Genomic DNA, 25,852 nt, shown 5'->3' with positions numbered 1-25,852 from the left:
CCTCGGCACAGACATGACGACGAGGGGTGGCGCGGTACGGGCCTGGCTAAGGGAGGGGGGTCTGCGCCGGTCACCTCGGCGCAGACCCCCTTCCCTTTGCGTCCCGGGCCCTACCCGCCGTACGTGACCTCGCCCGCGCGGATCGTCGCCGCAACTCGGACTCCGGCAAGCCCTGGCCCCCCTGCCCCAGGGTCGGCAGCAAGAAGGGGGTGATCGTCAAGCAGCACGAGATCGGCCCGGCCGCCGGGTTCGATCGCGACGACACCATCGGTGGAGGCGGCGAGCGCCTGCCCTGGCGTCAGGGCCTCGTGCGGAGACCAGGGGCCGTGTCCGAGCGGTGTGCGCCGGACCGCGGCGTCCATGGCAAGCCAGGGGTCGAGCGGCGCGACGGGAGCATCGGAGCCCAAGCGCAGCTCGACGCCCGAGCGCCGCATCGAGGCGTACGCGAAGCACCGATCGAGCCGGTCGGGCCAGATGGATTCGGCGGTATCCCGGTCGTCGAGGAGATGCGCGGGTTGGACGCTCGCGCGCACGCCGAGGCGGGCCATCCGCGGCAGATCGGCGAAATCGACGAGCTGGGCGTGCTCGATGCTCCCCCGCGCGCCGGTCGCCTCGAAGGCGTCGAGGGCTCCCGCGAGGGCGGCATCGCCGATCGCGTGAACGGCGGACTCGAGGCCGTGCTCGTGGGCCCGGCCGATCAGCGCGGTGAGCTCGGCTAGATCCACGTTGAGCTTGCCGCGCGGGTGCTCCAGGTGATCGTCGGTGACGAAGGGGGTGCAGCAGTAGGCGGTTCGCGTGTTGAGCGAGCCATCGGAAATCACCTTGAGCGGCCCCATCTCGAGAAGCCCGCTGGGGTGGAGGGGCTGACCGGTCCGTAGGCCCGCGGCGATCACCGCGTTCAGGCCGGGCGGATAGGTGGCCGTCCGGACCCGGAGCGCGTCGAGACCGTCGGCAAACCGATCGGGCCAGTCCATCCACCCGTCGGCGAACTCGAGGTCGACGATGCCGACGACGCCGAGCGCCGCCGCACCCTCGATCACCCGCGCGTAGCGCTCCCGAAGTCGCTCCGGCGGGATCGGCAACTGCTCGATCTTGAAGTAGAGATCGAACCACTCGTCTTCATCGACCGCGCCGGCCCGCGGCTCCTCACCAAGGAGGCGGTAGGCCGCCGAGGACAACCACCCGGTGTGGCAGTCCCCGCTGATCAAGACCACGGGTCGGTCGCCGACGACCGCGTCGAGCTCGGCGGTACTCGGTTGCCGATGCCAGTTCGCGGTGCGATAGCCGAAGCCCTCCAGCACGGGGGTCTGCGGCGACATCTGCCCAGTCGCCAGATGCAGCCGATCGGCGAGGAGGGCCGTGACGGCCTCCGGGCTCTCGGTCCCGGCGAGATCCCAGCGCGCTCCAGCAGCGGCCCACTGCCCGAGGTGGACGTGCGCATCCCACAGACCGGGGATGACCGGCCGACCACCGGCATCGATCACCTCTTCACCATGGCGGGTCAGGCGCGGACCGACCTCGGTGATCACACCGCGCTCGATCCGCACGTCAAGCGCCGGCTCTTGCCCGGGAGGGACGCCCCAGGGCGCGCCGCCGAGAGATACCAGCCGCGCGCCGGTCACGAGGGTCCGCTCCGCCATGGCGGCACCCTACGAGACAGTTCGCCCCCTTCTCGCACCCGAGCCGTTTCGACGAGCCGCGGACGGATCTGTGGACAGCCCGTCGGGCGACGGTCGCCTACGGTGTCACCTATGTCGCGCCGATTCGCCGTCCCGCTGCTGATTGGTGTTGCCCTGGCCATGACGGCCTGCGCCGGGGCGGCCCCGACGGGCGAAGGGAGCGAAACCGCACCAGAACAGACCACCACTGAAGACCCGGGTCAGGCCTCGGCGTCCCCTTCGACGACACCGTCGCCGACCAGCACCAGGGCGCCGCGCAGGATCACGATGGCCTTCGGGGGCGATGTCCATTTTGAGGGTTTCGTCCGCCCGCTCGTCGACCGGCCCGACAGCCTGCGCGAGCTCAATGCGACCCTCGGCAAGGCCGACCTCGCGGTCGTCAACCTCGAGACCGCGATCACCGAAGGCGGGACGCCGCTGCCGGGGAAGACCTTCACCTTCCGAGCTCCCGAGCGGGTCCTGCCGATCCTGGAGCGCGCCGGCGTCGACGTGATCGCGATGGCCAACAACCACGCCGTCGACTTCGGGCTGGATGGGTTCGCCGACACGATGGCGGCGAAGAAGCGCTCCCCCGTGCCGATCATCGGGATCGGCGAGGACGCCGACGAGGCCTTCGCACCTGCGTCGCTCACGGTGAAGGGGGTCAAGGTCGCGGTGCTGAACGGCGACCAGGTGCTTGAGGAGACACTGACGGATCACTCCGCGGGACCAGGCAAACCCGGTGTGGCGAATGCCTTGGACTCCACGCGCATCGTCGCCGAGACCCGCAAGGCGGCCGCTACCCACGATGTGGTGGTCGTTTACCTGCACTGGGGCATCGAGCCCAACGACTGCCCGGACGAGGCCTCGATCACCCTGTCGCGAGAGCTCGAGGCAGCGGGCGCCGATGTCATCGCGGGGGGTCATACCCACCGGGTCAACGGCGCCGGTTGGGTCGGTGACGCCTATGTCGCCTACGGGCTCGGCAATTTTGTCTTCTATCGAGCGGACGAACCCTCGTCGCGCACCGGTGTCCTCACCCTGAGCCTGAAGGTGCCTGCCGAGCGCGAACCCCGCTCGGGCTCGCCCCTGGTCCGCAAGGCCACCTGGACCCCGATGCTGATCAACGCAGACGGCGTGCCACGCATCCCGGACCAAGCCAACCAGGACCGATTGCACGCGATCTGGGAGCAGGCCCGCGCCTGCACTCCCGCCCGGGACACCCCCGACGAATCCTGATCCCCTCCCCCCACGTTCTCGCCGTCGCGTCGGAGACGAAGGGGGGCCTGGTTGACTGTCGCTTCATGAGCCGCCGCTATCTCGCCGTCGCCGCCTTGGAGGTCGAGGCCGCCTACCTCCCGCCGACGCTGCCCCTGCTCATCACCGGGATCGGCAAGACCTCTGCGGCGGTCGCCGTCACTCGAGCACTCGCTGAATACGGCGACCGCACCGACCTCACCGTGATCAACATCGGCACCGCTGGCGCGCTCCGCGAGGGCGTGACCGGCCTGCACGAGATCGGCACCGTGATCAACCACGACATCAATGCGCCCTCGATCCGCGCCCTTGGCTATAACCCGCAGGAGCGCCTCGTCCTCGATTCCTCCCTTCCCACGACGTTGGCAAGCGGCGACCTCTTCGTCACCGATCCGCTGGTGCGCGAGCGCCTCGCCCGTGAGTCGCACCTGGTCGACATGGAGGGCTACGCGGTGGCGTACGCCTGCCGGGCCTTTGGCGTCCCGGTACGGCTGATCAAGCACGTCTCCGACAACGCCGATGACACCGCCCACGACTGGAACGCTGCGGTCGATGGGAGCGCGCGTGCTCTGGGCGAATGGGTAGGCGCGCTGCTCGCCGACGGCGACTGAACCCCCGCGGAACAAACCCGGGGAGGTATCGCGTTACTGAGGACATGACCCCCACGAATGTCCACGGTTACGAGCGGTACGACCTCGCCCGCAGCTACTTCGAGGACGGTCAGTACGCGCAGGCCGCCCGGGAGCTCGAAGAGCTCCTCACCGATGTCGCGGCGGCTCGTGCCGGCCTGACCTCGGACCAGCCGGACGAGACCTCGACCCACGCCGACCCGGTTGGCCATGGCCTAAGCGATGCGCGCCTGCTTCTTGCTCGTGCCTACTTCCACACGGCCCAGTTGGGACGCGCCGAGCGCGCGGCCCGCGATGTGATCGCCGAATCACCGCAGGATGCCTACGCGCACCTGCTGCTGGGCCGTTCCCTCCAGCGCGCCGGGCGTGCCGAGGAGGCCCGAGGGCCTCTTCGCCTGGCGCAGCTGCTCGGCGGGTACGACGTCGACGAATCCCCCCGCGCCGACGTCAGCGACGAGGGCATCTAGCTCTCCCCGCTGAGACGAAGGGCGGTAACGCGCTCCCCCTCCCTTGGGCGCGTTACCGCCCTTCCCTTTAAGCGCTCGGGTGGGTCATGTCCTTCGGGACCACCCAGGCGTCGAAGTCACCGCCGTCGACACCTTCGGCCACGGCTGCATCGCGCAGGCTCGTGCCCTCCTTGTGGGCCCGCTTGGCGATCGCCGCCGCCTTGTCGTAGCCGATGTGCCGGTTGAGCGCGGTGACGAGCATCAGATTGCTCGCGAGATTGGCCTCGATCCGCTCGGTCTCGGGCTCGATCCCGACCGCGCAGTGCTCGGTGAAGGAGCGGCACCCGTCGGCGAGCAGCCGGATCGATTCGAGCACCGCGTGCGCCATGACCGGCTTGTAGACGTTGAGCTGGAAGTTGCCCTGGCTGCCCGCGAAGGCGACCGTCGCGTCATTGCCAAAGACGCGGGTGGCGACCATCGTGAGCGCCTCGGCCTGGGTCGGGTTCACCTTCCCCGGCATGATCGAACTGCCCGGCTCGTTTTCCGGGATCCGGAGCTCGCCGATGCCGTTGCGCGGCCCCGAGGCGTACCAACGGACATCGTTGGCGATCTTCATCAGCGCGCCGCCGAGGGTGCGCAGCGCCGCGCTGACCTGCACCAACGCATCATGCGCCGAGAGCGCCGCGAAGAGGTCCGGCGCTTGGACGAAGGGGGACCCCGTCGCCTCGGCGAGATGCTCGGCGACCCGCGCCCCGAAGTCGGGGTGAGCGTTCAGGCCCGTCCCGACGGCGGTGCCCCCGATCGCGAGCTCGTGCACCCCCTTCGCCGCGTGATGGACACCCGCGAGCGCGGCATCGATTTGGGCGACCCACCCGCCGATGACCTGACCAAGGAGCACCGGAGTCGCGTCCTGCAAATGGGTCCGCCCGACCATCACGACATCGGCGTAAGCCTCGGCCTTCTCGGCGAGGACCTCGCGCAGCCGGGTGACCTGCGGGTCGAGACGCTCGACGAGGTCAAGCGCGACCGCGATGTGCATGGCCGTCGGGAAGGTGTCATTGCTCGACTGCCCGCGGTTGACGTGGTCATTGGGGTGGACCGGTGATTTGCTGCCGAGCGTGCCGCCCGCGAGATCGATCGCGCGGTTGGCGATCACCTCGTTGGCGTTCATGTTCGACTGCGTGCCCGACCCAGTCTGGAAGACGACCAGCGGGAAGTGGTCATCGAGCTCGCCGGCGATCACTTCGTCGGCGGCTCGGGTGATGAGTTCGGCTGTCTCCGAAGGGAGTTGGTCGAGTTCGGCGTTCGCCTGCGCGGCCGCCTTCTTCAGCAGCCCGAGGGCACGGATCATCGACCGTCCCCACACGAAGGTGTCGCGGCCGATGTCGAAGTTCTCTAGGCTCCGCTCGGTCTGGGCACCCCAGTACCGGTCGGAGGGCACCTCGATCTGGCCCATGCTGTCGGTCTCGGTCCGTGTCGTCGCCATGACCACGACGCTACCCGCACCGCCTGAGCGGCGATCCGAGTGGAACCGCCTTTACTCCTCCTGCGCGGACTTGGCCCGCGCCTCGGCGATGACTCGCTCCCCGTAGTCGGGGTCTCGCGCGAGGCGCGAGCGGTGGTAGCCGTAGGCGAAGTAGATGCCGAAGCCGATGACCAGCCAGATCAGGAAACGCACCCAGGTCTCGAGCGGCAGGGTCAGCATGAGGTAGCCGCAGATGAGGGCCGAGAGGATCGGCAGCCACGGGCTCAGCGGGACCGTGAAGGCGCGCGGGAAGTCGGGACGACGCTTGCGCAGCACGGGCACGGCGATCGAGACCAGGAAGAAGGCGCTCAGGGTCCCGATGTTGATCATGTACTCAAGTTCCCCGACGGGCGTGAACGCGGCGACGAAGGCGATCAGCGTGCCGATCGCGACGGTGATGCGCACGGGCGTGCCGGTCTTGTGGTTGACCTTGCCGAAGGAGGGCGGCAGCAGCCAGTCCCGCGACATCGCGAAGATGACACGGCTCGCCCCGATGAGCAGGGTCATCACCACGGTTGTGAGACCTGCGACCGCACCGGCCGAGATCAACGTCGCGTATCCGGGCCTGCCGACGTCGGTGAAGACCTTCGCGAGCGATGCTTCCGAGGAGAGTTGGTCGTAGCGGACCATGCCGGTCATCACGAGCGCGACCGCGCAGTAAAGGATCGTGCAGATGATGAGCGAGCCGATGATGCCGCGGGGCAGGTCCCGGCCGGGGTTCTTCGCCTCTTCGGCCGTGGTCGCGACCACGTCGAAGCCGATGTAGGCGAAGAAGACCAGGCTGGCGCCGGCGAAGATCCCGGTCACGCCGAAGGCGGTCGGGCTGAGGCCAAAGATCGTCTCGATGAGCGGCGCCTTCCACGCCCCCTTCGCCTCGGCCGGAACCGCGTCGGGGATGAAGGGGGTGTAGTTCGAGGTCTTCACGTAGGACAGTCCCGCGATGATGACGAAGACGACGATGAAGACCTTGAGCGCGACCAGCGCCATGTTGACCCGCATTGACTCCTTGATGCCGACGCTGACGAGCAGGGTCAGCAGCGCGACGAGCACGAAGGCGGGCAGGTCAAAACTCGACCCGTACGCGATGCCCTCAGGGATCGTGATGCCGAGTTGCCCGAGGAAGACGCCCAGGTACGCCGACCATCCCTGGGCGACGACCGAGGCACCGAGCATGAGCTCGAGCAGCAGGTCCCAGCCGATGATCCAGGCGATGATCTCCCCGAGGGAGGCGTAGGAGAAGGTGTACGCCGATCCGCTGACCGGGATCGATGAGGCGAACTCGGCGTAGCACAGGGCCGCGAGACCACAGCAGAGCGCGGCGACGATGAAGGACACGATGATCGCCGGACCGGCGAGCTCGTGCGCGGCGCGACCGGCAACGGTAAAGATGCCGGCACCGATCACGACGCCGACACCGAAAACGGTGAGGTCGAGCGCGGTCAGCTTCTTCTTCAGCTGATACTCCGGCTCATCCCCTTCCAAGATCGTCTGCTCGATCGACTTTGTCCGAAACAGATTCATCTGGCGCTCCTCACCCTCCCGGGCCTTGCGAGAAACGCTCGTGGGCCCAGCCGAACTCTAGAACCGTGCAAACCCCGGCGTATAGATGCCGAGCCGCACGAGTTTTCTGGGCGGCTTCAGCGCGCTCCCCAGTGTCGACGGCGATGGCCCCCGAGGGGTCCCGGGCGCGGCTCGCCGTTCACCCCCTTCGGCGGGGACAATGGCCCCCATGACGCGACCGATCACGACCTGGCTAACCGACATGGATGGAGTGCTCGTCCACGAGGAGGACCCGATCGAGGGCGCCGCCGATTTCATCGAGGCACTGAAGGAGTCCGGTCGACGCTTCCTCGTCCTCACGAACAACTCGATCTTCACCCCGCGCGACCTGCGCGCCCGCTTGTTGATCAGTGGGATCGATGTGCCCGAAGGGGCGATCTTCACCTCTGCGCTCGCGACCGCCGATTTCCTCACCGAGCAACGCCCCGGCGGGACCGCCTACGTCGTCGGCGAAGCGGGCCTCACGACCGCGTTGCACGACGCGAACTACGTGATGACCGATCGCAGCCCCGACTACGTCGTGCTCGGCGAAACTCGCACCTACTCCTTCGAGGCGATTACCAAGGCGATCCGCTTGATCGAAGGGGGAGCCCGCTTCATCGCGACCAACCCCGATCCGTCCGGGCCGTCCGCGCAAGGCACGCTCCCGGCCACCGGCAGCGTCGCCGCGCTGATTTCGACGGCGACCGGGCGCCAGCCGTATTACGTCGGCAAACCCAACCCGCTGATGATGCGCAGCGCCCTCAACCGACTCGAGGCGCACTCCGAGACCACCGTGATGATTGGCGATCGGATGGACACCGACATCATCTCCGGGCTTGAAGCAGGCTTGCGCACGATCCTCGTGCAGTCGGGGTCGACCCGGCCGGACCAGATCGAGACCTTCCCGTATCGGCCGACGCGTGTCGTCGACTCGATCGCTGACGTCGTCCCGCTCGTCGCTGAACTCAGCGAGTAGCGCCTGGGGTGCCAAGGGTGCCGACCCACGCACCCTGAGCATGCCGAGCCTCGCGTCGGGCCTCGATCGGCTGAGCCAGCACCGCGCGTAAGCGCTGCAGCACCCTTCGGATCACCATCTTTTTCCCAGGTCAGCTGCCGGGCCGCAGCAGGGCCGGGCTCGTGCCGCGTTCGGCGAATCGCGTGAGGGCCTCGTCCAGGGTCGGCGCTACGACGATCGCGTCGAGGCTTGCCTGACTGACGAACCCTGCGTCGACGAGCCCTCGAAGGGCGGTCAGCAGCGGCTGCCAAAAACCCTCCCCGGTCTGCGTCGGCAGGTCGAGGAAACCGAGCGGCTTGTCCATTAGCCCAATCTGGCGCCAGGTCCACACCTCGAAGATCTCCTCGAGCGTGCCGAGCCCGCCCGGTAGGGCGAGGAAGGCATCGGATAGGTCCGCCATCATCGCCTTGCGCTGGTGCATCGTCTGCACCACGTGCACCTCGGTGAGGTCATCGCGCCCCCACTCGCGCGTCACCATGAAGCGCGGTATGACGCCGATCACCTCACCCCCTTCGCTCATCGCGCCCTCGGCCACCGCGCCCATGAGGCCTGCACCGCCAGCTCCGTAGACCAGGCCAATCCCCCGTCGCGCAAGGTCGCGACCGATCTCCTCCGCCGATTCGACCAGGGCAGGATCGGCGCCCCGGGTGGAGCCAGTAAAGACACACAAGCGGCGGATCATGGCCGTGATCCTCGCACGTACCGCGGCGGGATCGGTCGGCGAATGTCCCTAACCAAGACGCGCTCACCACTCGCGGCGAACCTGACCGGTCATTTAACGGTCGGGTGGGACCACCAACGCGGACAGATTCAGGTCGGCCACGTTGACGCTGCCGCTCGGGACTTTGGTCTCGATGGTTTGAACCGGCTTTCCGTCTGCACGATTTAAGCGGCGGTACTCCAAGTGCCCGGTGTTGTAGGACGCCGCGCGCAAGATGTGGAGGTATCGATCCGAGAACGTGAACATCGCCCACGATTCCTGGGACTCGTCCTCCGGCAATCCGGTATCGAAGGCGCGCTCGCTCCGCCCGGTCTCCGGATCAGTGCGGTACACCCATCCGTCCTGGTGCACCCATTCCAACCTCCCCTTGCGCCAGCTCGAACTCGGCGCAAGGTCGAACCCGAGCGCTTCGCCGGAGGTCGACTGCAGCGGCTTCTCCGTCACCGCCCCCGAGTCAACATCCCAGGACACGATCACGGGCTTGCCCCGGCCGTCCGCCGTTGGCTGCCGCGACAGGTAGGTCATCACCGAATCCGGACACTCCACCTCGAACCCTGAGGTGCCCCCCGACGCCACCCGCCGAGACCCAATCTCTCGGGGGGACGTGCCTTCCTGCCCGGGATACATCAGGACGAGTCGCTCAGTTGCACCCTCGTCGGCATCGGCGGCACCCTCCTCAACCAGGCCGAAGATGCGCTTGCCACATCGGGCACCGGTAAAGGCGTTCAACGGCAGCTCGTAGGGACCGCGCGCCCCCTCGCCGGATTCGACGATTCGATTGGACGACAGCACATCACTGCCCTCCGGGGCGGCACGGTAGACGCCAATGAACCGACCATCTGGCATCGCGAACATCATGTTCTGTGCCGGATCCTTCGGGCTTGGGCGAACCGACGCTTTGTGGCGCGCTACGACGACATCGGCCTTCTCGTCGCCGAAGGCCAGCCCCGCGCCCGCCCATGCCGGGCGCATCATGTCCATACGTGCCGTGCGGATCGGTCGGTGTGAGCCATCGGCGTCAACGAGCACGACGTACCCCGGCGGCCATCTCTCCTGACCCAGGTTGCTCACCATCTCGTCGAACTGTGGCCCAACAAAAAAGGCGAATTGCGCATCGCCCAGCGTTGCATCCCTGGGCATCACAGAGTTGTCAGCTAGGGGGTTTTTCGCTTTGGCGTCACCCGACATCCCGCATGCGCCTAACGCTGTGGTGAAAGCGAGTGTGAGCACCAAGGACCGTGCTCCCCACCCCAGGCCGCGACCGATTCCCTCCGCCGATTCGACCAGGGCAGGATCGGCGCCCCGAGTGGAACCGGTGAAGATGCAGAGGCGACGGATCGTCACGACGATTCTCCCTCGCGCAGCGTCTCCTGCGCTGACCGCGAGCGACCGGCCCCGAAGCGGGCGAGCGCGATCGCTGCCGATGCTGGGATGGTCGTGACGACATAGATTGCGGTCGCGATCTCGGCCCCCACGCCCGCGAGATAGGCAAGGCCCGTCGGCATGATCCCGATCGCGGCTCCCGCGAGCAGTGGCCCGGCGAGCGAGGTGAGCGGCGGCCCGTCGGGTGCGGGCTCGTGGTTCGGGCCATCAGTCATGAGCGCGATCCTCGCACGCCGTCGACGGTCGACCAGATCCCTGGGGGTGCTCGCTTGAGGCGACCGGATGTCCTCCGGTACCGGCGTACTGCCCGGTAGGTTGTGAACGCGTCCTCGACGGGCGCGCGATCAGGAAGAGGAGAAGTCGATGGCTCGGCCGGACCTGACGGTGCTTGCCATCCCCGGATTCGTCGGGGCGATGGCGGCCGAGTATGCGTGGCAACGACGCAACCCCGTCGCCGAAGGCGAGGAACGTGCCGGGGACTATGAGCTCCATGACACCATCGCGAGCCTCGCGATGGGGGTGGGCAGCCTGGTGGTCCCGCTTGTCACGACGCCACTGCTGCGCAAGATCACTCCGGTTTCGGGCCGATGGGGCAAGGCCCTGGTCACGGCGGGTGTCATCGCCGCAGTGGCGACGACCGCTGCCGACGTGTGGCAACGGCGCCGAGCGAACGGCGGGCTCCTCGACGCGGGGACGCTGCCGAACGACCCGCAGAGCGACGACGACGACGAGCAACCCGGCGCCCTCACCGGGAGCTCATCGGCGCAGCCGGTCCTCGTCCGGTCGCGAATCGACGCCCTTGGTCAGCTCTCCGGCCGCACCGCCGTGGCCGCAGTCGGAAGCGCAGCCCTTGCCGCCGCGACCTTGTGGACCACCCAGACGAGCGCGACCCGCCTCGCCCGCTGGTCCCCCTTCGACCTCGGCAGCGGCAAGGCCGCGCTCGCCATCGCGATCCTCGGGTGGGACGCCATCTACTACTGGAACCATCGCCTCTCGCACGAGAGCCGCTGGTTGTGGGCCGTGCACGTCGTGCACCACTCGAGCGAGCGCTACAACCTGTCGACGGCGCTGCGCCAACCCGTCGCCGAGGGCTTCACGATGGCGGTGCCGTACGGCCTCCTCGCGCTGGTCGGGGTGCGCCCGCGCCTCATCGAAGACGCGCGGGCGCTCAATCTGATCTATCAGTTTTGGATCCACACCGAGGCGATCCGCTCCATCGGTCCGCTCGAGCGCATCCTCAACACCCCGTCACACCACCGCGCTCATCACGGCTCGCAACGCCAGTACCTCGATATCAACCACGGCTCGATCCTCATCATTTGGGACAAGCTCTTCGGCACCTTCGAGCCGGAGCGCGAGCGCGTCGTCTATGGACTCACCCGCAATATCGACACCTTCAATGTGGGCACGATCGCAACCCATGAGTGGCGGGACATGGCTCGCGACATCGCGAACTCGCAGACCTGGCGGGACCGTTTCGGGTTCGTGCTGCGCGGGCCCGGCTGGGCCTATCGGCGCCGCGAAGAACTGCTCGCGAGCGGCCAGGTCGCCGATCCGGCGGAAGGGATTAACGCCGGGCGATCGTGATCCCGGCGTCCCCGACGGTAAAGACCACCTCGGCGAGGTCGCGCACGACGGCGTCCGCCTGCGCGGCGATGAGGTGCTCGACGTCGGTCGTCGTCGTGACGCCGAGGGTCGCGCAACCCGCGGCGCGGGCACCGGTGATGCCGGCGACCGCGTCCTCGACGACGAGGCAGCGCGTCGGATCGACGCCAAGCCTCGACGCGGCGAGGAGGAAGGGGTCCGGCGCGGGCTTGCCGTGCTCGACGTCGTCGACGGTCACGAGCACGTCGGGATGGGCGATCCCGGCCGCCCCGAGACGGGCATCGGCGAGCGGACCGGTCGCCGAGGTCGCGATCGCGTAGCGCTGCGGTGGGCCCGCCAAGGCCGCGAGCGCGTCGAGCGATCCCGGCAGCGCGGCGACACCGTCGACATCGGCGACCTCGAGCTCGTCCACTCGGGCCAGGGCCTCGTCAACATCGTCGCCCGGGAGCAGCATCCGCACGATCGCGGCGGCCGGCTTGCCGTGGAGCCGGTGGAGGTCCCCGAGGTCGACCTCGTGCTCGTGAGCCCACTGGGTCCAGGACCGCTCGACCGGTCCCGTCGAGTCGATGAGCGTGCCGTCGTTATCGAAGATGACGGCGTCAAAGACCCGCCCTTGCAAAGAACCCAGCGTCGAAGAGTCAGCATTCACCCTCCCCATTCTTCCTGCCTTTGCTTAAGCACGTCCTTGATGCTCAGCCTCGAGGGTGAGCATCAAGGACGTGCTTAAGCAAAGTCGGGCGGGGAAGGGGGGCTCAGGGCAGGAAGGGGGTCGGGGCGGGAAGGGGGTGTCGCGTGGGTTAGCCGCGGAGGGCTTGGTCCAGGTCGTCGAGGAGGTCCTCGAGGGCTTCTAGCCCGACCGAGAGACGTAGCAGGTCATCGCCCGGCTTGGCTTCGGCTTCGACCGGCCGGTGGGTGAGCGAGGCCGGATGCTGGATCAGGGTGTCGACGCCGCCGAGCGAGACCGCGTGGGTGATCAACTGGCACCGGCGCACGACCTCCGCGGCCGCCGCGTATCCGCCCTTCGGCGCGAACGCCACCATCGCCCCGCCCCCGAGCATCTGCTTGCCGATGAGCGGGGAGTCACCCTCGAGCCCGGGGTAAGTGACCCGCTCGACCAGGTCGTGCTCGGCTAGCCACGCCGCGATCCGCTCGGCAGTCGCCTGCTGGGCACGCACCCGGATCGGCAGAGTCTGCAAGCCGCGGTGCAGTTGGTAGGCCGCGAGGGGGTGGAGCAGCGCGCCGGTGAGGGCGCGCACCGAACGCAACCGCGTCGCCCACTCCGAGGTCGTCGCGACCACCCCGCCGATCAGATCCCCATGCCCGCCGAGGTACTTGGTCGCGGAGTGCATGGAGAGCGTCGCCCCGAGCTGGACCGGTTGCTGCAACACCGGCGTCGCGAAGGTGTTGTCGACCATGACCGGCACCTCCCGCCCGAGGTCGAGGCTGCGGGCATGGACCTGCTCGACGACGGCGGCGATGTCGACGAGGTCGAGGGAGGGGTTCGCGGGGGTTTCGATCAAGACCAGACCGGTATCGGACTCCAGCGCCTCGGCTACCTCGTCCGCGCTCGTCCAGGTGACACGGGTCCCGAGCAGACCGGTCGCGAGCAGGTGATCCGAGCCGCCGTAAATCGGTCGGACCGCGACGACATGCGGCGTCTTCGCCGATACACAGGCGATCAAGGTCGCGGTGAGCGCGGCCATCCCGGACGCAAACGCCACCGCCTCATCGGCCCCTTCGAGATCGGCGAGGGCGCGCTCGAAGCGGTCGACATTGGGGTTCCAGAGCCGCTGGTAGATGAGGCTCGCGCCCTCCTCGGGCCGCCCGCCCGTCGCCATCTGCTCATACGACGCGCCACCGGAGTCGAGATCGCTCACGGGGTAGGTCGTGGACAGGTCGATCGGGGGGACGTGCACGCCCAGGGCCGCGAGATCCTCGCGCCCGCCGTGGACGGCCGTGGTGTCGGAATGTGTCATGGCTCACATCATGGACCACGAAGGGGGTCCGGCGCATGGCGCCCAGGATCGGCCGCCGCGGACCACTCCACGTGGGCCTCTCCGGACCGCAGAGCGGAACTCAAGTGGTGAGGTAAGCCTAAGTCTGAGTACAGTGCGGTCCGTGGGGAAGAAGGTGAAGGTCGGCAAGACCAAGGTCAAGGCCACCTGTTGCGCAAAGAAGAAGCGGTGCTCATCGTGCCCGATCCGGCTGCTCGCCGACGGCAAAATGCCGCCGGAGTACACCGTTTTTAAGCGCAAGCTCGTCAAGGTCAAGGACGTCAAGAAGAAGCACCGGCGCTCGCTGCCGAAGGCCGCCTGAGCGTCAACCTGCGAGACTTGAGCCCATGACCGATACCCGATTCGTCGCCCAACTCAACACCCAGATCGGGAACGAGTTCGCCGCGCACCAGCAGTACCTCGCGGTCGCGATCTACTACGACTCCCTCACGATGCCGCAGATGGCGTCCTTCTTCTACCAGCAGGCGCGCGAGGAGCGCGACCACGCGATGATGATGATCCGCTACCTGCTGGACACCGACGCGGCCGTAGAGATCCCGCAGACGCCGGCGCCGATCTCCACCTTCGCCGATGTCGTCGCGCCGATCGAACTCGCGGTGGCGCAAGAGCGTGAGGTCACCGAGCAAATCCACACCCTGGCCCGGATCGCCCGCGAAGAGGTCGACTTCGCCGCCGAGCAGTTCATGCAGTGGTTCATCAAGGAGCAGGTCGAAGAGGTCTCGACCATGCAGGATCTCCTCGCGATCGTCGAGCGCAATCGTGACGACCTCGATGACATCGAGTCCTATGTCGAGCGAGAGCAGGGTGCCGGTGGCGCCGACCCGACCGCCCCTCCGGTCGCCGACGCCTGATCGACCGATGATGAAGGGGGAGCCAGCGCGGCTCCCCCTTCCTCATTCTCCGGCGTAGAGCAGGTCGAAGCGCTCCAGCACCACCGGCATATCCGGCGCAAACCCCCGGTCGTGTTCGGGGTAGGCCCGGAAGAAGCTCTCGTGCACGTCGCGCCAGTAGCGCAGCGTCCGATCCCCTTCACCTTCTAAGAAGGCGTGCATCTCATCGACCTCGTCGAAGGGGGTCACGCTGACCTCGGTGGTGACGACGAGAGCCCGCGGATGCGCCGCTCCGTCGAGGACGATCCCGAGGGTCCCGACCTCCGGCAGCGGCTCGTCGGACGCTTCGTAGTCCCAGTAGGCACCGGCCGTCGCGGTCTTGGTCCCGGCGAGGACAAGGGCGAGGAGTTGATCCGCCTGCGCCGGGGTCGCCCCGAAGGCCCAGGCTGGCGGTCGAAGCCGCTCCAGCGGCGTCTCCCCCGTGTAGGCCGTGACGCTCCCGGCCTCGATGTGCCGGCGAGCCAACTCCCAGAAGGCGTCGAGTTCTTCGTCGTTCGCCTGCGGGGTCGCGCCCGTTTGCTCGCTCATGGACCCGATGGTCGCACAGCGGGACGACCCCGCAGGCTCAACGTCAGCAGAACATCACACCGCGTTGAGCAGCGCCCCCATGAAGGCCGCGGCGTCCTGCTTCGAGCCCTGAGCCGCGCTCACGAGGTAGAGCGTGCCGTCCTTGGTGGAGACGCACTGAGGCATCGACCCGGTGGTCCCGCAGCGGTATCCATCGACCGTTTCGGTGTCGGACCAGACGCTCTCGAAGTTGTTGGGGTCAGCGAGCAGGCCCGTCATCGTGACGACGCTCGCGACCTGAGAGCCCTTGCGGTAGGCCGCCACATCCGAGGCACCCGGCTCGGAGGTCCCGCCGAAGTCCACCTTGGTCCAACCGTCGAAGGAGTCCGGGAGCGCCGTACCGGAGCCCGTCGTGGGGGTGGAATCCGTCGTCGGCTCGGTCGTCGGCTCCGTGGTGGTCGGTTCCGAGGTCGTGGGCTCGGTCGTGCTCGGCTGGGTCGTCGTGGGCTGCGAAGTGGTGGTGTCGCTCGCCGTCGGCTCGTCGTCGTTGTTGCCGCCGAAGGCAAACAGGGCGCCGATCCCGAGCACGAGAAGCAGTGCGACCGCACCCGCGATCAACCCGATGATCAGTCCGGTCTTCTTCTTGGGAGGCTGCTGGTCGTATGGCGCCGGCTGTTGGCCGTAGGCCTGCTGGCCGTACTGCTGCCCCTGGTCATAGCCGGGCTGCTGGCCATACCCCTGCTGCCCGTACTGCTGGGTCTGGTCATATCCCGGCTGCTGGCCATACCCCTGCTGGCCATACTGCTGCCCCTGGTCGTAGCCGGGCTGCTGGCCATACCCCTGCTGCCCGTACTGCTGGGTCTGGTCATATCCCGGCTGTTGGCCGTACCCCTGCTGGCCGTACTGCTGGGTCTGGTCGTATCCCGGCTGCTGGCCATAACCGCCGTAGGACGCACCCTGATCCTGCTCGTTCGCCGGCAGGCGGCGGGTCGTCTCCTCATCCGCGCCGGGCGGAAGGTGCTCCGTCGGAGCCTCGGCGGGCGGCGGCGGCTGCTGACCGTGCGGCTGACCGTCTCCGAAGGGGGGAGGCGGGTTCTGCTGGCCACCGTTGTTGTCACCGGGAGTCGTCATGGCGTCATCGTGACATATCCCCACGCCCGCTCCCAGAGGTTTCGCCGCCCTCGTGGTGGGGAGCACTCCCCGTCGTGGTTTTTCCCAGGATGCGAGCAGTGGGGCGGGACTCCCCCTGCAAGTCCCGCCCCACGCGTCGCGCCCCGGGGCCACGACCCGGACAACCGCTCGGTGCTCCCTCCCGGATCGCGGCGCCCGGGTGAAGGCCGGCCCCTTGCCATCCCCTGCCGGGACCGCCCTTCACGACTTAGACGTTAGGGGGGCGCCAATGGTTGTGGCGATGGGGAGAAGTACCCAGATCGTTACTGCCGTTCGGCCAACTCCTTGACCCGCCGCAAGGTGGTGCCGATCCCGTCGAGGAGTTCGGCCTCGAAGGGAGCCGTGCCGCCAAGAACCTTGTCCTGCAGGCGAATAGAGACATCGGTGAGGCCGTCAGAGGCCTCGCGGCGGTGCGTGAGCCGGGTGCCGGTGGCGGTTGGCTCGAGGACGAAGGCCCAGATCGCCTTGTTGTCCTTAATTCGGTAGGCGTACTCATGATTGGGCTCGAAGCGGATCACCTTCCCGCGCGTTGGCCAGACCAGGAAGCCACGACGGTTGATGTTGACCGTCCGTGTCCCGAGGCCGATCGGGTCCTCACCCTTGATCAGGGTGCGCACCACCTGGGGGGAGAGCCCGCCCATCACACGGGGGTCACTCACGATGCTCCAGACCCGCTCGGGGCTGGCCGCGATCTCGATGTGGTCTTCGATCAGGGGGTTGACGTCGCTCATGCTCCCTGACGGTAGCGGCTGGTCAGGCCAGGATTCGCAATGCGGCCCGGCTCACCGTGAGGTCAACGGGCAGGGTGCCAACCGGGTCGCCGTCGGCAAAAACCACGAGCCGCTCGGTGCTCGACACCCGCACTGCCTGCGCTTGCCACGTGCGCACCCCTCGGTAGCCAAGGTGGCGACCGGCTAAGAGGCGCACGAGATAGCCGACAAATCGCGTGCGGGACATCGCCCCGTCAGCAACGACCACGTCGAGCAACCCGTCGTCGAGGCGTGCGTCCGGCGCGGCGTGGAGTCCGCCGCCGTAGCGGCCGGAGTTACCGATGGCGACGTTCCAAGCGCTGAGCTCGTGGTCCTCGCCATCGACCGTGAGAGTGATCGGCGTCGGGCGGGTCTTCATCAGGGCCCGCACGCCCCCGACGACGTAGACGAGCGATCCGCGCATGAAGCTCGCCTCGTTGGCCAGGGTGTTGGCGAGACTGTCGTAGCCGATGGTGACCACGCCGAGGAAGGGGGTCTCGCCCACCCAGCCGACATCGACGACCCGCTCCGCGGCGCTCGCGAGCCCCGCGGCTGCGGTGGCGGCATCGGCGGTGATCCCGACGAAACGGGCGAAGTCGTTGCCGCGCCCAGCGGGTAAGGGAGCCACCGCGCAACCGGAGCGCACGGCCCCCTTCACGACGAGCCCGAGCAGCCCGTCACCTCCGAGCGAGACGACGACATCGCCCAGCCCCGCGCCTGCTGCGATCGAGGTGGCGTGCTCCGGAGATTGGGCGATGACCTCTTCGACGGACCATCCGGCCCCGCCGAGCGCCTCCACGACCGACGCGCGTTCCCGCATCGCCCGGCCGCCACCGGCGACCGGGTTGACGACGAGGATGGCGCGGCGCATCGGTCCTTTTTTTCCGAAGGGGTGCGATCACGGGGGGCGAGAGGATCGGCTCGCGACTCCCGGCGCACCGACCACTCGGATTCGAGATCGTAGCGCCCGGCGAGAACGAGGCGATAGGAGGAGGTCAGCTAAGACCGAGGAGCTCGCGGGCCTGCTGGCGCATCTCGACCTTGCGCACCTTGCCGGTCACCGTCATCGGGAAGTCCTCGACGATGTGGACATAGCGCGGGATCTTGTAGTGGGCGAGTTGGCCGGTGCAGAACTCACGGAGGGACTCGGCGGTGAGCGGAGTGGCGCCGGGCTTCATCCGCAGCCACGCCATCAGTTCCTCCCCGTAGCGCGGGTCGGGGACCCCGATCACCTGGGCATCGAGGATGTCCGGGTGGGTGTAGAGGAACTCCTCAATCTCACGCGGGTAGATGTTCTCGCCACCGCGGATCACCATGTCCTTGATCCGCCCGGTGATCTGGACATACCCCTCTTCGTCCATGACCGCGAGGTCGCCGGTGCGCATCCAGCCATCCTCGATGGCCTCGGCGGTTCGTTCGTCGTCCTGCCAGTAGCCGAGCATGACGGAGTAGCCCTTGGTCTGGAACTCGCCGGACGCTCCCCGGTCCATCGGCGTGCCGCTCACCGGGTCCACGACGCGGATCTGGAGGTGCGGACCGACGCGGCCGACGGTCCCGACCTTCGCTTCGAAGGGGTCGCCCGGCAAGGTCTGCGTCGAGACCGGCGAGGTCTCGGTCATGCCATAGCAAATGGTCATATCGCTAATGCCCGCGTCGATGATCTTGCGCATGAGCTCGGCGGGGCACGGGGACCCGGCCATGATCCCGGTGCGGACCGTCGCAAGATCCTCGATGTCGGCCTCGCCGCTCTCGATGAGCGACCACTGCGCGATGAACATCGTCGGCACGCCATAGAGCGAGGTGCACTGCTCTTCGCGGACCGCTCGCAGGGTGGCCGCGGGGTCGAAGGAGGGCGCCGGGATCACGATGCAGGCGCCGTGGGACGTCGCGGCCAGATTGCCCATCACCATTCCGAAGCAGTGATAGAAGGGCACGGGGATACAGACCCGGTCCTGCTCGGTATAACCGCACCCTTCGCCGACGAAGAAGCCGTTGTTGAGGATGTTGCGGTGCGAGAGGGTCGCCCCCTTCGGGAAGCCCGTCGTGCCCGATGTGTATTGGATGTTGATCGCGTCGTCCGGGCTGAGGCCAGCGGCACGCTCGGCAAGGGCCGAAGGGGAGACCGCATCCCCCTTCCCGACGAGGTCATCCCAGGAGGATTCGCCGATCACCACGACCGACGTCAGATCCGGTAGTTCGTCGCGCACCTGCTCGACCATGGCCGGGTACTTGCTGCCCTTGTGCTCGGCGGCAACGACCACCATGCGGACCCCGGACTGCTTCAGGACGTATTCGACCTCGTGCGTGCGGTAGGCGGGGTTGATGTTGACGAGGATCGCGCCGACCTTCGCGGTGGCGTATTGCAGGAGCACCCACTCGGGTCCGTTCGGCGCCCAGATCCCGACCCGGTCACCGACCTCGATCCCGACCGCCATCAGGCCACGGGCCAACGCGTCGACATCGCGCTGGAACTGCGCGTAGGTCCAGCGCCGCCCCGCGCTCACATCCACGAGCGCGTCCCGATCGGGGAAGGCTGCGGCTGCCGCGTCGAGGTTGTCCCCGATGGTCTGCTCGATCAACGGGACCGTCGTCTCACCGGCGGTGTGGCTCAGCTTGGGGTCGAGGGTCGTCACGTCGCGCTCCTGGTCCATCCCGATCCGGGCCCGACGCCGTTGCCGGGCCCCACCGGCGATTATGGCCACGCGCTCGCCATTGATGCCAGGCCCATCCCGCCTCCCAGTTCTGGTCCGGGCCCCTCCACCGGACCAGAACTGGGGCGAAGTCACCAGCGCCCATCGCCCACATCACGTGGGGACGCCCGATCCCCAACGGGCCGTATCCGCACCATCCCTGTCGGATCCGATGCGCTGGTGACGTCCGGGAAGAGTCCGGTCTCCCACCGGCTGATACCTGCCGCGGGCAAATTTTTTTCGTCACCGTCCCGGGGCACCAGGAGGTCGAAGCGGCGCGGACGTATCACGCCTGGCGCGACCCGACTCCTCCCCATACCGCCTCACCCCTCACTACCCTTAGGACGAGCGCCGCCGCCACGATGGGTCCCCCCTTCCTGACGCGAGGTGCTCGTCGCACAGCCAGGAGCGCCGATGAGTTCCACCCCGAGCCCCGGATTGCGGCCCACGCCGCGCCTTGCCGTCCCGACGACCGCCGTCGGCCGACTCCGAGTGCGCCAGCTCGACCCGGCGAGCGCGTCCAGCCTCGCCGACGACCTTCCGCTCGCGCCGACCTTGTACGTCGGCGACACCCTGCTGTTGGCGGGATCGCCAGCCCGCGGAGCCTCGAAGGGGGTGAGCCGCCTCGCGTCTCTGGCCGAGCGTTTGGGTTACACCCTCGATGTCGGTGAGGACCGGTCCGCTCCGATCGCCCGGCGCGGCGACCTCGGCAAGCATCACGAGCGCGCGACCCACACCCGCGTGCGCCTGCGGAGGTCGGCGGCATCCGTCACGCCTGCCCTGGACGCCTGGGACGTCCTGCAACACCTCCGCTCGACCGACCGTGCCGTCGCGGCGCAGGTACAACTCGATCACGTCGTCGTCTCCGCTGGGTACGGAGATGGTGTCGGGTACGGGGACGGCGTGGGCTACGGCGACGGAGTCGGCTACGGCGATGGCGTCACGAGCGGCGACGGAGCCTCGGGCCCCTGGGGTTCGTCGGCGAGCCGCGGCCCCGCGACCTGGCTCGGCCCGGTCCCGCCACCACCGCCAGATGATGGCCCCGTGGTCGCGATCGTCGACACCGGGCTCGGCCGGCACCCCTGGTTTGAGCACGGAGTCGAGCGCACCCCGCAGATCGACGGCTTGCCGATTTGGCCATCACCAGACCCCGCCACCGACCCCGAGGACCGCGGGGTGACGACGGACCCGCTCGTCGGCCGACTCGATCGGGTCGCCGGCCACGGGACCTTCATCGCCGGGCTAGTGCGTCAGGTCTGCCCCGAGGCGACCCTCCTCCCGATCGCCGCCATGCCGGGGGACGGCGCAGCGGCCGAGTCCGAGTTGCTCGCCGCGCTCGAGGCCCTCACGTTGCGACACCTCCACGCGCTCAAGACCGGCACCGCCCGACCGATCGATGTTGTGGTCCTCTCGTGGGGCTACTACCACGAGACCCCGGGCAGCTTCGATGACGAAAACGCCCTCATCCGGGCGCTCCGGACGCTGACCGATGCGGGAGTCACGGTCGTGGCGGCGGCAGGGAACAGCGCAACGGCGACCCCCTTCTATCCCGCCGCCCTCGGGGGCCAGCTCACCTCCGGTGCGCCGCTCGTCGCGGTCGGTGCTCGCAATCCTGGGCCTGGCACCGTCTCGACCTACTCCAACACCGGTGATTGGGTGACGACCTACCGGCCGGGGACCCGCGTGGTGAGCACCCTGCCGGTCACCCTCGACGCGGCTGGCAGGCCGTCGGAGGAACACACCCCGACGGGCCTGCCGACCCGCGGCAGCGTCGATCCCGACCTCTTCTCGAGTGGGTTCGGCACCTGGACTGGGACGTCCTTCGCGGCTCCCGTCCTCGCCGGCGAAATCGCCCGGACGCTAGGCGAAGGGGGGAACGCCGGGGCCCGGATCGAGCGGGGCCGCGCGGCCCTCGCGCGATGTCTGGAGGTGCAGCCATGAGCACTGCTACCGGTCTCGCCGCTCGGCTCGCGGATGCCTTTACGGCCTATCTCGAGGGCGATGACGCCGCGTTCGCCACGCTCATCGAGGCCGCGACGCCACTGCTCTGGCACACCGCCCGGTGCCAGGGTGTCGACCACGCCACCGCCGAGGACATCGTCCAGGGCACGTGGGTGAGCCTCTGGCAACGCGCGGACACAATTCACGAACCCACCGCGGTCCTGCAGTGGCTCCTCGTCAGCACGCGCCGCAGTGCGTGGCGTGCCCGCCACGGCGCGCGCCGCGATGCCCCCACCCGACTCCAGCCCGAGGACCTTCTCGATCCCATCGATCCGGCGCCGAGCCCGCTCGACACGGTGGTCGCGGCGGAGACGGACTCCGTGGTCTTACGTCACCTGGCCCAGTTGTCGCACCGATGCCAGGAGCTTCTCCGCCTCGTGGCGCTCGCCGACCGCCCCGACTATCGCTCGATCGCCGCAGCGCTCGATATGCCGGTCGGCAGTATCGGACCAACCCGCGGCCGTTGCCTCGCCAAACTGCGAAGCAGCCTCGCCGCCGACCCGACGTGGGGTGAGTCCGCATGAGTCCCAATGAGGCCCAGCAACCCCTCGACGCCGAGGATCAACGGATCCTCGATGCCCTACGCGGCGACATCCTGCTCGCCGACCCGGTACCCCCTGACCTCGCCGAGCGGTGCCGGATCGCGGTCACCCTTCAGGCCCTCGATGCCGAGCTCGCTCACCTCGCTGACGCCCCTGACCTCGCGATCCGCTCGACGGAGTACGAGCGCGTGACGACCTTGACCTTCACGGCCGAGGACGTCACCGCGATGATCGAGATCGATGAGTTGGAGCCTGGGATCGCCCGCATCCGCGGCTGGTCGACCGGGACCGACATCGTCGAACTGCGCGAGCGCTCGCGCCGTCAGGAGGTCGCCGTCGACTCCCACGGGCGGTTTACCTTCGACCGGGTCGAACGAGGTCTGGTCCATCTGATCTTCCGCTCGGAGGAGGGCGGCCAGCGGCCGGTGATCAGCCCGGTCATTGAGATCTGAGCACCGCTGATGGACGCACGCGATGCGCTCGAGGCGCTCCTTCACGAAGGGGTCCACCTCAACTCCATCGGGCAGTACGGGCGAGCCGACGACCTCCTTCGACAAGCCATCGAGAGCACCGCCGACCCGGTCCTGCAAGCGCGGGCTCGGACCACGCGCGCGCTCAGCCTGCTCATGCTGACGGGTCCGCAGGAGGCGCTCGCTGAGTTGGGCCGAGCGCGAGCGTTGGCGCAGAGTTCGGGGTCCGACACCGTGTTGGCACTCACGGCGATCCAGGCCTCGGCGATCCACACCCACACCGCGGATTGGCCGGCTGCTCTCCATGCGCTAGCCGGGCTGGAAGAGGCTCAACACCTCCTCACCCCACGCCAGCACTGTTCGGCGCTGCTCAACCGCGGACTGGCGCACCTCTCCCTTCATCACGTGGAGGCGGCCCGGGCGGACCTCACCCACGCGCTCACCCTGGCGGTCGACAGCGGGTCGATCGCTCAGGAATTCAAGGCACGGCACAACCTGGGGTGCGTCGCCTATGTCGCCGATGACCTCCCCCTCGCACTGCGGCTCATGGACGAAGCGGCCGCCCTCCCGACCGCCGTCTCGCGGGCCCGCGCGGACCTCGATCGAGCGCTCGTGTTGGTCGATGCCGGCCTGATCGAGCGGGCGGCCCGACTCTTGGAGCAGGCCCTCCACCGCGCCGAGCATGACGGCCAGCCGATCGTCCACGCCGATGTCCTCGCCGACCTCGCGCGGTGCGCCCTCGTGCGTGAGGACTACCCGCGCGCTCGCTCTTGGGCCGACCGGGCGATTGAATCGTTAGCGGGCCGGGCCGCCCGCGACTCGACCGAACGCGCCTTGCTTTCCCGGGCGTGGATCGACGTGCTGACCGGAGACCTGGCCCCGGCCCTCGACCTCACGGATCGGCTCAAGCGCTCCTGGGAACCGACCCGACCCTGGTTCAGCGACCTCCTCGCCGTCCGGATCGAAGCGCAGGTCGCCGCGGGCGACCTCGAGCAGGCCCGGGCCGACCTCGCCGATCTCCTGGCGCGCCCGCCTCACGGCACGGCCGAGGTGTTGGCCCGCTGCCATCTGGAGATGCTGGTCGCGCAGGCCGGGGGTGAGCGTGAGGCCAGTCGGGAGGTCGCTCAGCGGGCCTCGAACCTGCTCGCTGTCCGACAGGGCGCGGTCACTGGGCTGGAGACTCGGGCCGCCCTTGCCATCCATGCCCGGCGCGCGGCCAGGCTCGATCTCGCGGCAGCGCGCCGAGACAACGACCCGATCGCCTTCTTCGCTGCGACGCAACGGTGGCGGGCCCGGTCCTTTTCGTCCCAGGGCCAGGGGGAGGGGCCCAGCCCGCGGACGGCTCGGTTGATCAGCCACCTCCGGCGCGCGCTCACCGTCGGCCCCGGCGATGACACGTCCGCGCACCGTCGCGAGATCGCCGCGCTGCGCGAACGGATCGAAACCCTGCGGTGGTCCGATGTCCTCGAGCGCGAGTCAGACCCCAGCACAGCCCCCCTGACGAGCCCCCTCGACCTGGCCGCCGCGAGGGGACACCTGGCGATGCGCCGCGCCGCCCTCGTCTCGTTTGTCGACACCGATGGCGACCTCCACCGGCTCACGGTGACGCCGAACTCGATCGATCTGGCGACCCTCGGCCCCACGGACGAGTGGCGCGAGCTCGCCGAGCAACTCATCGGCGACGCCCGGGCCGCGGCCTTGACCCACCACGTTCCTGGACTGTCCGACCGGGTCATCGCAGCTGTGCGTGACGACGCCGATGCCCTCGCCGTGCTTATCCCGGACCTTCCCGCAGATCACCTGGTCCTCATCGAACCAACCCCGACCCTCGCCTCGCTGCCGTGGGGGTGCCTCCCGAGCCTCGCGGCCCGTCCGTTCGCCGTGATCGCATCGGCGACGCGGTGGGCTGTCGGGGCGCCTCACGATGATCCACCGCCGCAGTCCGTCGTCACCCTCTCCGGACCCGGACCGCTCGGCGCCTCGGCCGAGTGTGCCGCGGTGGCCGATGTCTGGGGGACACCTCAGCCTGCCGGGCACGCCACGGGGGAGCACCTGGCGCACGCCCTTCACGAGGCCCGCCTCGTCCACCTCGCGGCCCATGGCACGCATGAGGAGCAGAATCCGATGTTTGCCTCGCTGCGCCTCGCCGATGGGCCGACCTTCGCTCACGAACTCCCGTCGGTCCTGGGCTCGGAGCATGTCGTCTTGTCGTGTTGCGATGTCGGACGCTCCCGGGTACGGCCCGGGGATGAGGCGCTCGGCCTCACCGCTGCGCTGCACCATCTCGGGGTGCGCAGCGTGCTCGCATCGGTGACCCCGGTGGACGACGCCACCGCCTCCGAGGCGATGATCGGTTATCACCGGGCTCTCGCCAGCGGGGTCGATGCCGCCTCCGCGCTCTCCGCCATGCATCGCGATCATCCGCAGATGCGCGGCTTCATCCTCTTCGGAGATACCTGGCTCCCCTGACCTCCCGCGGTGGCGGATCCGGGCGCGCCCTTCGGATGAGTCATGATGACCCGCGTGAGTTCCTTCGTGATCCGCCCGGCCGAGCCGCGCGATGTCCCCGAGATCCTGCGCCTCATCCGCGAACTGGCGACCTACGAGCGCGAGCCGGATGCCGTCGAAGCGAGCGAAGAGGACCTGCACCGCGTCCTCTTCCCCACCGATGGCCATCCCACCGCCTGGACCCACGTCGCGGAGCCGGCCGAAGGGGGCGACGGTCGCCTGCTTGGGATCGCCCTGTGGTTCCTCACCTTCTCCACCTGGACCGGGCGCAACGGCGTGTGGCTCGAAGACCTCTACGTCGACCCGGCGCACCGAGGGAGCGGTATCGGCAAAGACCTGCTCGCGACGCTCGCCTCGATCTGCGTCGAGCGGGGCTATCCGCGCCTCGACTGGACGGTCCTCAACTGGAACGAGCCCTCGCTCGCCTTCTACCGCTCGATCGGCGCCGTCCCGATGGATGAGTGGACCACCCAGCGGCTGAGCGGCGAAGCCCTCACGGCGCTCGGCACATCCCGCTGAGATCAGCCCC

The 25,852-nt window shown here is 68.7% G+C and carries 25 protein-coding genes; 12 read left to right on the top strand and 13 right to left on the bottom strand.

Annotated features, from left to right (window positions below):
- Positions 1-110 precede the first annotated feature (110 nt).
- Entirely contained in the window at positions 111-1,640 is a 1,530-nt protein-coding gene (locus AB8K43_RS00820) for an amidohydrolase (RefSeq protein WP_370890395.1), read from the bottom strand.
- A 111-nt stretch (positions 1,641-1,751) separates the two neighbouring features.
- On the opposite strand from AB8K43_RS00820, the gene AB8K43_RS00815 reads away from it, so the two are divergent.
- The 3 genes from AB8K43_RS00815 (at position 1,752) to AB8K43_RS00805 (ending at position 4,011) form a co-directional block, all read left to right on the top strand.
- Positions 1,752-2,897: a CapA family protein gene (locus tag AB8K43_RS00815; RefSeq protein ID WP_370890394.1), complete on the top strand. Its 1,146-nt coding sequence runs from the start codon at positions 1,752-1,754 to the stop codon at positions 2,895-2,897.
- 65 nt (positions 2,898-2,962) lie between these two features.
- Complete coding sequence (locus AB8K43_RS00810; protein WP_370890392.1) at positions 2,963-3,526, top strand: nucleosidase; 564 nt, start codon at positions 2,963-2,965, stop codon at positions 3,524-3,526.
- 44 nt (positions 3,527-3,570) lie between these two features.
- Entirely contained in the window at positions 3,571-4,011 is a 441-nt protein-coding gene (locus tag AB8K43_RS00805; RefSeq protein WP_370890390.1) for a tetratricopeptide repeat protein, read from the top strand.
- Between the two features lie 67 nt (positions 4,012-4,078).
- Here AB8K43_RS00805 and fumC read toward each other — a convergent pair whose 3' ends face one another.
- Positions 4,079-5,476: a class II fumarate hydratase gene (gene fumC, locus AB8K43_RS00800; protein WP_370890388.1), complete on the bottom strand. Its 1,398-nt coding sequence runs from the start codon at positions 5,474-5,476 to the stop codon at positions 4,079-4,081.
- A gap of 51 nt (positions 5,477-5,527) precedes the next feature.
- Positions 5,528-7,036, bottom strand: coding sequence for an amino acid permease (locus AB8K43_RS00795; RefSeq protein WP_370890386.1), 1,509 nt, complete (start codon positions 7,034-7,036; stop codon positions 5,528-5,530).
- 208 nt (positions 7,037-7,244) lie between these two features.
- Between AB8K43_RS00795 and AB8K43_RS00790 the strand changes: the two genes are divergently transcribed.
- Positions 7,245-8,033, top strand: coding sequence for an HAD-IIA family hydrolase (locus AB8K43_RS00790; protein WP_370890384.1), 789 nt, complete (start codon positions 7,245-7,247; stop codon positions 8,031-8,033).
- Between the two features lie 130 nt (positions 8,034-8,163).
- On the opposite strand, the gene AB8K43_RS00785 is transcribed toward AB8K43_RS00790, so the two are convergent.
- The 3 genes from AB8K43_RS00785 to AB8K43_RS00775 all read right to left on the bottom strand — a co-directional run bounded on the left by AB8K43_RS00785 (position 8,164) and on the right by AB8K43_RS00775 (position 10,391).
- Positions 8,164-8,754 (bottom strand): TIGR00730 family Rossman fold protein, encoded by a 591-nt coding sequence (locus AB8K43_RS00785; RefSeq protein WP_370890382.1) that lies wholly within the window; start codon positions 8,752-8,754, stop codon positions 8,164-8,166.
- Positions 8,755-8,847: 93 nt separating this feature from the next.
- Complete coding sequence (locus AB8K43_RS00780; protein WP_370890380.1) at positions 8,848-10,137, bottom strand: hypothetical protein; 1,290 nt, start codon at positions 10,135-10,137, stop codon at positions 8,848-8,850.
- Positions 10,134-10,391, bottom strand: coding sequence for a hypothetical protein (locus AB8K43_RS00775; protein ID WP_370890379.1), 258 nt, complete (start codon positions 10,389-10,391; stop codon positions 10,134-10,136). The genes AB8K43_RS00780 and AB8K43_RS00775 overlap by 4 nt, the downstream gene beginning before the upstream one ends.
- A gap of 148 nt (positions 10,392-10,539) precedes the next feature.
- Between AB8K43_RS00775 and AB8K43_RS00770 the strand changes: the two genes are divergently transcribed.
- Positions 10,540-11,763 (top strand): sterol desaturase family protein, encoded by a 1,224-nt coding sequence (locus AB8K43_RS00770; RefSeq protein ID WP_370890378.1) that lies wholly within the window; start codon positions 10,540-10,542, stop codon positions 11,761-11,763.
- Here AB8K43_RS00770 and AB8K43_RS00765 read toward each other — a convergent pair.
- Together AB8K43_RS00765 and AB8K43_RS00760 are read right to left on the bottom strand one after the other, a co-directional pair.
- On the bottom strand, positions 11,744-12,430 hold the full coding sequence (locus tag AB8K43_RS00765; RefSeq protein ID WP_370890377.1) for an HAD family hydrolase: 687 nt from the start codon (positions 12,428-12,430) through the stop codon (positions 11,744-11,746). The genes AB8K43_RS00770 and AB8K43_RS00765 overlap by 20 nt on opposite strands.
- A 148-nt stretch (positions 12,431-12,578) precedes the next feature.
- A complete protein-coding gene (locus AB8K43_RS00760; RefSeq protein ID WP_370890375.1) occupies positions 12,579-13,757 on the bottom strand; it encodes a PLP-dependent aspartate aminotransferase family protein in 1,179 nt (392 codons plus the stop codon).
- A 142-nt stretch (positions 13,758-13,899) separates the two neighbouring features.
- On the opposite strand from AB8K43_RS00760, the gene AB8K43_RS00755 reads away from it, so the two are divergent.
- Complete coding sequence (locus AB8K43_RS00755) at positions 13,900-14,097, top strand: hypothetical protein (RefSeq protein WP_370890374.1); 198 nt, start codon at positions 13,900-13,902, stop codon at positions 14,095-14,097.
- Between the two features lie 25 nt (positions 14,098-14,122).
- Positions 14,123-14,647, top strand: coding sequence for a ferritin (locus tag AB8K43_RS00750; protein WP_370890372.1), 525 nt, complete (start codon positions 14,123-14,125; stop codon positions 14,645-14,647).
- Between the two features lie 42 nt (positions 14,648-14,689).
- On the opposite strand, the gene AB8K43_RS00745 is transcribed toward AB8K43_RS00750, so the two are convergent.
- From AB8K43_RS00745 to AB8K43_RS00725, 5 genes are all read right to left on the bottom strand, one after another.
- Positions 14,690-15,214, bottom strand: a complete 525-nt coding sequence (locus tag AB8K43_RS00745) for an ASCH domain-containing protein (protein WP_370890370.1) — start codon at positions 15,212-15,214, stop codon at positions 14,690-14,692.
- A gap of 54 nt (positions 15,215-15,268) precedes the next feature.
- Positions 15,269-16,324, bottom strand: a complete 1,056-nt coding sequence (locus AB8K43_RS00740) for a hypothetical protein (protein ID WP_370890368.1) — start codon at positions 16,322-16,324, stop codon at positions 15,269-15,271.
- A gap of 302 nt (positions 16,325-16,626) precedes the next feature.
- Positions 16,627-17,094: an SRPBCC family protein gene (locus tag AB8K43_RS00735; protein WP_370890366.1), complete on the bottom strand. Its 468-nt coding sequence runs from the start codon at positions 17,092-17,094 to the stop codon at positions 16,627-16,629.
- A 22-nt stretch (positions 17,095-17,116) separates the two neighbouring features.
- The gene (locus tag AB8K43_RS00730; RefSeq protein ID WP_370890364.1) at positions 17,117-17,983 is read right to left on the bottom strand and encodes a diacylglycerol kinase family protein; all 867 of its coding nucleotides are present in this window, start codon (positions 17,981-17,983) and stop codon (positions 17,117-17,119) included.
- Between the two features lie 124 nt (positions 17,984-18,107).
- Positions 18,108-19,763 carry an AMP-binding protein gene (locus AB8K43_RS00725; RefSeq protein WP_370891162.1) on the bottom strand — a complete coding sequence of 552 codons (1,656 nt, stop codon included), beginning with the start codon at positions 19,761-19,763 and terminating at the stop codon, positions 18,108-18,110.
- Between the two features lie 453 nt (positions 19,764-20,216).
- Here AB8K43_RS00725 and AB8K43_RS00720 point away from each other — a divergent pair, with 453 nt between their 5' ends.
- The 5 genes from AB8K43_RS00720 to AB8K43_RS00700 are packed head-to-tail and all read left to right on the top strand — an operon-like array spanning position 20,217 to position 25,842.
- Positions 20,217-21,743 carry a S8 family serine peptidase gene (locus AB8K43_RS00720; protein ID WP_370890362.1) on the top strand — a complete coding sequence of 509 codons (1,527 nt, stop codon included), beginning with the start codon at positions 20,217-20,219 and terminating at the stop codon, positions 21,741-21,743.
- Complete coding sequence (locus AB8K43_RS00715) at positions 21,740-22,327, top strand: RNA polymerase sigma factor (RefSeq protein ID WP_370890360.1); 588 nt, start codon at positions 21,740-21,742, stop codon at positions 22,325-22,327. Before AB8K43_RS00720 ends, AB8K43_RS00715 begins: the two co-directional genes overlap by 4 nt.
- Entirely contained in the window at positions 22,324-22,797 is a 474-nt protein-coding gene (locus tag AB8K43_RS00710) for a hypothetical protein (protein ID WP_370890358.1), read from the top strand. The genes AB8K43_RS00715 and AB8K43_RS00710 overlap by 4 nt, the downstream gene beginning before the upstream one ends.
- 9 nt (positions 22,798-22,806) lie before the next feature.
- On the top strand, positions 22,807-25,284 hold the full coding sequence (locus tag AB8K43_RS00705; RefSeq protein WP_370890356.1) for a CHAT domain-containing protein: 2,478 nt from the start codon (positions 22,807-22,809) through the stop codon (positions 25,282-25,284).
- Between the two features lie 45 nt (positions 25,285-25,329).
- Positions 25,330-25,842, top strand: coding sequence for an N-acetyltransferase family protein (locus AB8K43_RS00700; protein WP_370890354.1), 513 nt, complete (start codon positions 25,330-25,332; stop codon positions 25,840-25,842).
- Positions 25,843-25,852: the final 10 nt, after the last annotated feature.

It is taken from the genome of Janibacter sp. GXQ6167, assembly GCF_041365945.1.
Lineage (GTDB): Bacteria > Actinomycetota > Actinomycetes > Actinomycetales > Dermatophilaceae > JBGFSK01.
Note: the sequence above shows the minus strand (reverse complement) of the source record. Positions and strands in the feature narration are given on the sequence as shown.

Bases quoted from the DNA above. Each gene is read 5' to 3' on its own strand.
- AB8K43_RS00750 (WP_370890372.1), top strand. From the start codon at position 14,123: ATGACCGATACCCGATTCGTCGCCCAACTCAACACCCAGATCGGGAAC.
- AB8K43_RS00810 (WP_370890392.1), top strand. From the start codon at position 2,963: ATGAGCCGCCGCTATCTCGCCGTCGCCGCCTTGGAGGTCGAGGCCGCC.
- AB8K43_RS00805 (WP_370890390.1), top strand. From the start codon at position 3,571: ATGACCCCCACGAATGTCCACGGTTACGAGCGGTACGACCTCGCCCGC.
- AB8K43_RS00770 (WP_370890378.1), top strand. From the start codon at position 10,540: ATGGCTCGGCCGGACCTGACGGTGCTTGCCATCCCCGGATTCGTCGGG.
- fumC (WP_370890388.1), bottom strand. From the start codon at position 5,476: ATGGCGACGACACGGACCGAGACCGACAGCATGGGCCAGATCGAGGTG.
- AB8K43_RS00705 (WP_370890356.1), top strand. From the start codon at position 22,807: ATGGACGCACGCGATGCGCTCGAGGCGCTCCTTCACGAAGGGGTCCAC.
- AB8K43_RS00730 (WP_370890364.1), bottom strand. From the start codon at position 17,983: ATGCGCCGCGCCATCCTCGTCGTCAACCCGGTCGCCGGTGGCGGCCGG.
- AB8K43_RS00720 (WP_370890362.1), top strand. From the start codon at position 20,217: ATGAGTTCCACCCCGAGCCCCGGATTGCGGCCCACGCCGCGCCTTGCC.
- AB8K43_RS00820 (WP_370890395.1), bottom strand. From the start codon at position 1,640: ATGGCGGAGCGGACCCTCGTGACCGGCGCGCGGCTGGTATCTCTCGGC.
- AB8K43_RS00790 (WP_370890384.1), top strand. From the start codon at position 7,245: ATGACGCGACCGATCACGACCTGGCTAACCGACATGGATGGAGTGCTC.
- AB8K43_RS00760 (WP_370890375.1), bottom strand. From the start codon at position 13,757: ATGACACATTCCGACACCACGGCCGTCCACGGCGGGCGCGAGGATCTC.
- AB8K43_RS00815 (WP_370890394.1), top strand. From the start codon at position 1,752: ATGTCGCGCCGATTCGCCGTCCCGCTGCTGATTGGTGTTGCCCTGGCC.
- AB8K43_RS00775 (WP_370890379.1), bottom strand. From the start codon at position 10,391: ATGACTGATGGCCCGAACCACGAGCCCGCACCCGACGGGCCGCCGCTC.
- AB8K43_RS00715 (WP_370890360.1), top strand. From the start codon at position 21,740: ATGAGCACTGCTACCGGTCTCGCCGCTCGGCTCGCGGATGCCTTTACG.
- AB8K43_RS00745 (WP_370890370.1), bottom strand. From the start codon at position 15,214: ATGAGCGAGCAAACGGGCGCGACCCCGCAGGCGAACGACGAAGAACTC.
- AB8K43_RS00735 (WP_370890366.1), bottom strand. From the start codon at position 17,094: ATGAGCGACGTCAACCCCCTGATCGAAGACCACATCGAGATCGCGGCC.
- AB8K43_RS00700 (WP_370890354.1), top strand. From the start codon at position 25,330: ATGACCCGCGTGAGTTCCTTCGTGATCCGCCCGGCCGAGCCGCGCGAT.
- AB8K43_RS00795 (WP_370890386.1), bottom strand. From the start codon at position 7,036: ATGAATCTGTTTCGGACAAAGTCGATCGAGCAGACGATCTTGGAAGGG.
- AB8K43_RS00710 (WP_370890358.1), top strand. From the start codon at position 22,324: ATGAGTCCCAATGAGGCCCAGCAACCCCTCGACGCCGAGGATCAACGG.
- AB8K43_RS00725 (WP_370891162.1), bottom strand. From the start codon at position 19,763: ATGGACCAGGAGCGCGACGTGACGACCCTCGACCCCAAGCTGAGCCAC.
- AB8K43_RS00785 (WP_370890382.1), bottom strand. From the start codon at position 8,754: ATGATCCGCCGCTTGTGTGTCTTTACTGGCTCCACCCGGGGCGCCGAT.
- AB8K43_RS00740 (WP_370890368.1), bottom strand. From the start codon at position 16,324: ATGACGACTCCCGGTGACAACAACGGTGGCCAGCAGAACCCGCCTCCC.